The sequence below is a fragment of the Hyella patelloides LEGE 07179 genome (genome assembly GCF_900659865.1).
Taxonomy (GTDB): Bacteria; Cyanobacteriota; Cyanobacteriia; order Cyanobacteriales; family Xenococcaceae; genus Hyella; species Hyella patelloides.
The window spans coordinates 29,739-38,478 of record NZ_LR213797.1 but is presented as its reverse complement, the minus strand read 5'-3'; the positions used below and the strand labels follow the sequence as shown (position 1 = coordinate 38,478).

The following is an 8,740-nucleotide window of genomic DNA, read 5'->3' as shown; positions in this document are numbered from 1 at the left end:
TTTCTTTTGGTGGAGTTAAACAAATTAGTAATCTTACTAGTGAGCGAAGTTATATTCTTCAGTTCTTTAGTTCTTTTTGTCGCCAATATTATCTACTCTCTTAAATTTTTCTGCGGAATGTCGGTTATGAGTTAAGTGTGATTACTTTTCATGAAACCCCTTTTCTCACTGCTTTTTCAACTTTTGTCCTGTACTTAGATTTTCAACATCTTTGTAACCCTTGCTCAAAGCATATTTTTAGTTGTTTTGCTAAAACTTGAACATGAGGTTCATTCATCATGGTAATGTGATCCCCTGGAAGTGAATAAGTTTTTACAGGTAGGTCAGAGAATTTGTCCCAACCCCAAGCAGATTCCTCTAAAATCTCGGAATTGATATCGGCATTTTCATCAGAATTGACTTCGCTGGCACGAAAAAGGATGATTCTAGTTGGGTAAACTTCACCGAGTGGCTCATAATGAGCTTGACAATTAGCTTGGTAAACTTGTACCAAACCACGGGCTAATCTTGTGCTTACCCCAGAGGGTAATAGGTTCACTGTTTGTAGTTGCTTCTGAAAGTAGTTTAACTGTTCTTCTGGTTCGAGAGACTGAAGAGCGTCATAAGAAATATCTAAATTCTCTCCTAATAAACGTTCAACGACGCTAGCAATTTGAGTCATCCAGGTAGCATAATCCCAATCAACACCTACTGGTTTGTCGGTAGAAGACGGTGCAGGGGCATCGATAATAGCAAGTAAAGCTACTCTATGCCCAGATGATTGCAACTGTTGGGACATTTCCCAGGCGACTTTAGCGCCAAAAGAATGACCTCCCAGGAAATATGGCCCTTGAGGTTGAACGGTTTGGATCGCTTTAATGTAGTAGGTAGCTATGTCTGTAACTTGAGTAAAAGGCTCGGATATTCCATCGAGTCCGAGGGATTGTAGTCCGTAAAATGGTTGGTCTGAGCCTAAATGACGTGCTAATTGATTAAGGTAAATAACGTTACCACCAGCCCCAGGCAAGCAAAAGAAGGGTGTTTTTGAGCCATTTGGTTGAATCGGGACTAAAGGAGTCCAGGGCAAAGAATCTGTTTGCTGACGTAGAAAATTAGCTAAATGTTCGATTGTTGGTTTTTGAAAGAGTATCGCTAAAGGTAGATTTTTACCGAATTGCTGTTCGATTCGACCCATTAAGCGAACCGATAACAGGGAATGACCACCAAGAGAAAAGAAGTTGTCATAAATTCCCACTGAAGAAATACCTAAAACCTCTAACCAAATTTGTGCCAGTTGCCATTCTAAGTTATCACGAGGAGCGACAAAAGAAGTGCGATCGCTTTCTGTTTTGGGAGTAGGTAAAGCTCGTCTATCTATTTTACCGTTAGGGGTTAAGGGTAAAATAGATAGGGTGACAAACTCCGCAGGTATCATGTACTCGGGTAGAGTTTCTTGTAGAAAACTACGTAATTTAGGTGCTAGTTCGCTGTTTGAGTTATTTAGCAGGGGGTTGTTGGTATATGTATTCCAAGGTTTTGCGGTCGGAAATTCTTTATTGATAGAGATTAAGCGATTAGATAAAGATAAATTTTGCTGGAAGATAACTTCGTAGCAACTAGCCTTACTATTATTTAAGGTAATAGAGACAGTGTAGGGAAATTCTTGGCTCAAACTCCATAAATCCTCTGGGTTTACTCCATCGGTTTGTATATCTTTTAAAGTCGATCTCGAAGAGCTCCGCAAAGCGGGGCGCAGTTGGCTTACTGTCTTAATTTCTCGATTTTGGTTTAGTAAGTTTACCAGTTCAACTACTTCTGTTAATCGAGCATCGGGTATATTTTTGATAGCAAGAATTTCTGGTTTTATTTCCCGCAAAAATCGTCGGACAGCAGATATGGTTAATTTATTTTCTTGCCAATTCATCCAGTTACGAGTGATTGTAAGGGGCGCAATGCCTACATGAAGAATTGCATCGTAGCGAAATTTAGTTAGTTCATTGCGCGCGCGTCCTCTTTTTGGTTGAATTTCAACATGAGTAATTTGGGAAAAATGCTGCTGAAGCGCAATAAAAAAGGCTGGATCGATTACTAATTCTTTTTCTCGCTCTATCCGTTTTTGCACGCGCTGACGTAATCGCTCTACAGATAAAGAGTCTGAGGATTGTTCCAACTCGATCGAGGCATAGTGAGCTTCGAGTAAGGGCAAACTACGTACATCTCCGATAAAGATAGAGCCTTGGCTCACTACTTTTAAACTGCTTGCCAACACTTTTAATAGATAGTCAACGCTCGGAAAATACTGCACTACCGAGTTAAGAATCACAGTATCAAAAGCTTCTGTTTCAATACCCTCAAAGTCATCTGCCATTTTTTGTAAGAGAGTTACACGTTCTAACCCCTGCACAGATTTCTTTAACTGCTGTAAGTATTTTATTGCTGAGGCAGAGTAATCTGTACCCCAATACTGACTACAGTGGGGAGCAATCCTCGACAATAGTAAACCTGTCCCGCAACCAATCTCTAATACTCGTTTGGGTTGTAGCTCTAAAATCCGTTCCACAGTATTTTCTACCCATGCCCGCATTTCTTCCTCTGGAATAGGCTGACCTGTATAACTACTATTCCAACCGATAATATTAAAGGTTAAATCTTGATGGGTAGGAGACTGGCTATAAGTTTGTTCGTAAAAGGTTTGCCAATAGGAAAGATGTTCTGTTTGGTTTATTTCAGTAGGGGCGCATCGCCCTAAAGGACTAGCTTCCCTAAAGGACTCGCTCCGCATCGCGCGTCGCGATGCGCCCCTACCTCGATTTGTCTGGGGAACTACATAGGCAATAAGATTTTGGTTGTTTTCCTCGATCGTAACCACAGCCTTTTGTACGGCGGGATGTTGTAGTAGTGCTGATTCAATTTCCCCCAATTCAATGCGAAAGCCACGCAGTTGTACTTGATTATCGATCCGTCCCAGAAATTCAACATTACCGTCTGGTAGATATCGTGCCAGATCCCCTGTTTGGTAAAGTAGGGGCGCATCGCGATGCGCCCCTACGGGAATGAATTTTTCTGCTGTCAAATCTGGACGGTTTAAATAACCCCGCACTAAACTATCCCCAGCGATGTGCAGTTCCCCCGATACACCAATAGGGACGGGTTGAAGATGACTATCTAAAATATAAACTTTCGTATTGTCGATCGCTTTTCCGATGGGAGGAAATCCCCTGCTTTGTTCAGAATCAGTAACTAGCCCAGAAGTTGTGACTACAGTGTTTTCAGTAGGGCCGTAGTTGTTAATAACTTTAAAAGGCAGTGAAGCTGAAGGGTATTGATATAAGCGATCGCCACCAACTAACATAATTCTTAAAGCGCTATTGGGCGACCATTCTAGATGCAATAGTTCTTCAGCTAGTGGTGTAGGCAGAAAGGCGATCGATATTTCTTTTGATACTAACCAGTTTTGCAGTTGCAGAGGCGAGTTGAGTAATTCTGGCTTAACTAAGTGAATACTTGCTCCTGCTGCCAAATAAGGGAATATTTCCCAGACGGAAGCATCAAATGCAGTTTTTGCTAACTGAGTCGCTCGATCTGCTGAATTAACTTTAAAGGTGCGTTGATGCCAAAAAACTAAATTGAGCAAATTTTTGTGAGCAACTAAAACTCCTTTAGGATTACCTGTAGAGCCTGAAGTGTAAATTACGTAGGCTAAGTTATTGGTGGTGACGCTACTAATTAAATTATCTTTACTTTGCCCAGAGATTACTGACCAATCTGTATCTAAACAAACTGTATCTGCTTGATGTTCGCTTAGTCCCGCTAATAGCTTCTGCTGAGTTAATAATACAGATATCTGAGAATCAGACAACATATAGGACAAACGGGCTTGAGGATAGCTCGGATCGAGAGGGACATAAACCCCACCCGCTTTGAGAATACCCAATAGTCCGATAATAAAATCTAAAGAGCGATCAACACAAATACCTACTAGAGTTTCTGATTTTACTCCTAGTGTTTGCAGGTGGTGTGCCAGTTGATTAGCTCTTTGGTTTAATTCTTGGTAGCTTAATTGTTCCTTCTCGTACACTACTGCTAATGCATCAGGAGTCTGTTCTGCTTGAGCCTCAAATAACTGATGAATACATCTATCTTGGGGATAATCTACTGAAGTATCGTTCCATTCCTCTAATATCTGGTGTTTTTCGGCTGCTGATAATATAGGTAAAGAGTAAACCTGCTGTTCGGGGTTAGCAACAATGGCTTGTAGTAAAGTCTGAAAGTGTTTAGCTAGATGGGCGATCGTCGAATCGTCAAATAAATCTGCATTATAAACAAAATAGCCACTAAGTCCTTCTGGTAAATCCCAAAGATGAAACTCTAAATCGAACCTGACCGAGCGATAATCAAACTCTAAGGGGCTAAGATCGATGTCTGGTAAACTTAGAGAGTTGGTTGGCGCATTTTGGAGCGCAAAAACCACTTGAACCAAAGGATTTCGCTCGAGATTGCGATCGCTTTGTAATTCTTCGACTAATCTCTCAAAAGGTAAATCTTGATGAGCATAGGCATCTAAAGCTGTCTCTCGCACTCGTTCTAGTAACTCGAAGAAAGTTGGATCGTCTTCTAAATTTGTACGCAGCACTAAGGTATTAACAAAAAAGCCAATTAAAGGTTCAATCTCGCTACGGTTACGATTAGCAATGGGCGAACCAACAACAATATCTTTCTGGTTGCTATAACGTGAAAGTAAAATGGTGAAAGCTGCCAGCAAAGTCATAAACAAGGTTGCCGATGACTCTTGAGTAAGGGTTTTGAGTTGTTCAGTTAAGGCGCGATCAAGTTTAAATTTTTGGCTACTACCTCGAAAAGTTTGAATAGGGGGACGTGGATAGTCAGTTGGTAATTCTAAGATTGGGGGTGCGTCTGCTAGTTGCTGCTTCCAATATTTAAGTTGATTATCTAATATCTCTCCATTCAGATATTTTCGTTGCCAATGAGCAAAATCAGCATATTGAATCGGTAATGGTGGTAAGGGCGATTTATAATTTTGTAGGGACGAACTGTTGTTCGCTCCCACAGCGTATAATGTTGATAATTCTCGAATAAATATGCCGATCGACCAACCATCAGAGATAATATGGTGCATATTTACCAGCAAAACATGAGAATCTTTACCCAGTTGTAAGAGAGTAATTCGCAGTAAAGGACTTTGAGTTAAATCAAAGGGTTTTTGAGCTTCGGTGATCGCTATTTGCTCTACTTCAGCAGACTGTTTGGTTTTTGGTAAATGCTGTAAGTCTACCAATGAAAGAGGCAAACTTTGGCATTTGGCAATAACCTGCACGGGAGAGCCATCTATTACTTTAAAGTTAGTACGCAGGGCTTCATGACGCTGTATAATTTGGTTTAAAGCAAATTGAAGAGCCTCTGTTTGCAATTTACCACTCAGGTTTACCGCAGTTGGCATATTATAAGCAGCACTTTCTCCTTCGAGTTGGTCGAGAAACCACAACCGTTGTTGAGCAAAAGATAGAGGTAAATTTTCTGAGCGGGAAACTGGCTCAATGGCTGGAAGTTGCAGTCCTTGTTCGCTTTTTTGGGCAGCTTCAATAACTTTACTGTGTTCCCTAATCGTAGAAGCTTCAAACAAGCTGCTTAGAGGTAATTCTAAGGAGAAAGTCTGGCGCACACGAGAGATGAGTTGGGTAGCTAGTAAAGAATGACCTCCTAGTTCAAAAAAGTTATCGTCGATACCTACCTGTTGTAATCCTAAAACTTCTGCCCAAATAGTAGCGAGTATTTCTTCAGTGGGAGTACGAGGAAGCTCAAACTTGGTCTGTGTAAAGTCTGTTTTCTCTGGCATTGGTAGGGCATGACGAGCGACTTTACCATTAGGAGTCAAGGGCAATACTTCTAGCTGCACAAATGCCGAAGGGAGCATATACTCAGGTAGTTTTTCTTTAAGAAAAGTTCGTAAAGTATTGAGAACTAGCGATCGCTCTTGAGAAACTAGATAGGCTACTAGATGTTTATGATTGGAAATTTCTTTAACTAAAACTACTGCCTCATTTACTTGAGGATATTGACTTAAAACTGTTTCAATTTCACCTGGTTCAATACGGAAGCCACGAATTTTTACCTGATTATCAATTCGTCCCAGAAATTCAATGTTGCCATCGGGTAGATATCGTGCCAAATCCCCTGTTTTATATAACCGCTGTAGGGGCGCATCGCGACGCGCCCCTATGGAAAACGCCCCTGCTGTTAATTCTGGGCGGTTTAAATAACCCCTGGCTAAACCATCTCCGCCGATATATATTTCTCCTGGTACGCCCACGGGAACGGGTTGCAAAGCACGATCAGCGTAAGCTGGCACTGCGTGATCGAGAAGATAAACTTGTGTATTAGCAATTGGTTGCCCGATGGGAATTGATTTTAAAGTAGAAGCGAATTGCCATTTGCCCCTACTTAATCTAGGAATCGGGTAACAACAGGTAAAAGTTGTACTTTCTGTTGGACCATATCCATTAATAATCTGAATCTCTGGTAAAGATTGTTGGGCTTTTAGTACGTGAGTCGGAGAAAGTGCTTCTCCGCCGATTAATAACTGGGATATTCCTGAAAGGGTTTCTGGAGCATCGTCAATTATAGAGTTAAACAGAGCCGATGTCAGCCATAAAGTAGTAATGTTATGTTGTTTAATTACCTGACTCAATTCGGGAAATGTCGGTACTAGCTCAGGAAAGAGAACACATTTAGCACCATGTAATAAAGCTCCCCAAATCTCAAAGGTAGAAGCATCAAAAGCAATATTAGCTAACTGTAATAATGTTTGCGAGGTATCTAAGCCGACATAATCAATTCCAAATAATAGACGCAGCACACCACGGTGAAGTACCTCGACACCTTTAGGCTGACCTGTTGAACCTGAAGTGTACATCACATAAGCCAAATTATCTGGTGTAATTTCACTTTTGAGATTAGCTTCACTTTCTGGGGAAACAATACCCCAGTCGCAATCGAGTGCGACTAACCCCACTGGATAGGTCGATAATTTTTCTACTAGCGATCGTTGCGTCAGAACTAACTTCACGCCAGTATCGGACAATATATAAGCTAATCGCTCAGAAGGATAAGTAGGATCGAAGGGTACATAAGCTCCTCCTGCTTTAAGAATACCCAAAAGCCCTATAATCATTTCTGGAGAGCGATCGCTACAGATTCCTAGCAATGTTTCTTTACCTACACCTAATTTCTGGAGGTAATGAGCTAGTTGATTGGCACGGCAATTTAGTTCATTGTAAGTAAGCTGCCGATCTTTAAATACTACTGCTACGGCATCGGGAGTTTTGACTACCTGGGCTTCAAATTTCTCATGGATACAAAGGTGAGAGGGATAATCTACCTGAGTGTTATTCCAATCTAATAACTGTTGTTGTTCGGCACGGGTTAGAAGCGGTAATTCTGATAATCGCTGGTCGCACTTTGCAACCATCCCTTTGAGCAAAGTCTGAAAATGACCCATCATTCGTTTAATGGTATCTTCTGAAAAGCGATCGCGATCGTAAATAATTTTTACTACTAATTCTTCAGTAATGCCAGCCACAACTGTAATCGGATAATTAGTTCGCTCAACGGCATTAATAGAATTAATTTCGATCTCACCCTGCCATTTTTGCAAAGAAGCATCTACTGGATAATTTTCAAATACCACCAAACTCTCAAATAGTGGTATTTTTCTTGGCACTTCACTCCATCCCTGAATATCGACTAGGGAAGTATAAGAATACTGTTCGCGCTCAACCTGCTGTGCTTGTAATTGCTTGAGCCAAGGTAATAATTCTGTTGGTTTACATTGCACCCGTACAGGTAGAGTGTTTATAAATGGCCCTACCATCGATTCTGCTTTCGGCAAACTTGGCGGACGACCAGAAACAGTAGTGCCAAATACCACATCTTCTTCACCACTGTAACGATTTAATAGTAGCCCCCAAGCTCCTTGAATTAGGGTATTGAGGGTGAGACGATGCTGTCGGACAAAAGATTTAGTGGTAGTAGTTAACTCTGTAGAAAATTGAAATTGTTGCTCGTCGTATTTTTCTTTTATACCTTCGTAATTATCCCCTCTGCCTTCGCTTAGTAAAGGGGTAGGAGTTTTAAAACCTTGAAATGATTTGCGCCAAAAAGTTTCTGCTTGGGCAGTATCCTGTTGCTGTAACCAGAGAATATAGTCTCGGTAGGGACGGGGAGTCGATAAGTATAACTTTTCACCTTTGTTGAAAGCTTCATAAAAAGCCAAAACTTCTTTGAAAAGGATAGATAAGCACCAACCATCTGTCAGTAGATGATGATGACTCCAAACGAATTGATAGGTTTCATTGGCTAGCTGAATTAGAGTACAGCGCATTAATGGTGCTTCGTCGAGTTCAAATCCCGAAGTGCGATCGCTCTGTAACCAAGCTTCTAATTTTTCTTGCTGCTCAAGTGAAGACAAACTCTTCCAGTCATACTCTTTCCAAGGCAACTCTACAGTTAAATGTACAACTTGCAGGGGTTTATCTAATTCTGACCAATGAAAGGAGGTACGCAAAATGGGATGTCTGGCGACAACTTTTGACCAAGCCTGTTTAAATACCCAGACATTAAGATTTCCCTTAATAGTACAGCTTAACTGCTCAAAATACAGTCCTGATGAGTCATAAAGAGTATGAAACAGCATTCCTTGCTGCATGGGCGAAAGTTCGTATAAATCTGCAATATTTTCCATAAG

1 protein-coding gene is annotated in these 8,740 nt (G+C 41.0%); it reads right to left on the bottom strand.

The genetic code is table 11. The features are described 5' to 3' along the window. Positions 1–202: 202 nt before the first annotated feature. Positions 203–8,737 (bottom strand): non-ribosomal peptide synthetase, encoded by an 8,535-nt coding sequence (locus tag H1P_RS07490; RefSeq protein WP_144865676.1) that lies wholly within the window; start codon positions 8,735–8,737, stop codon positions 203–205. Between the last annotated feature and the right edge of the window lie 3 nt (positions 8,738–8,740).

Coding starts and splice junctions, on each gene's coding strand:
- H1P_RS07490 (WP_144865676.1), bottom strand. CDS start 8,737: ATGGAAAATATTGCAGATTTATACGAACTTTCGCCCATGCAGCAAGGA.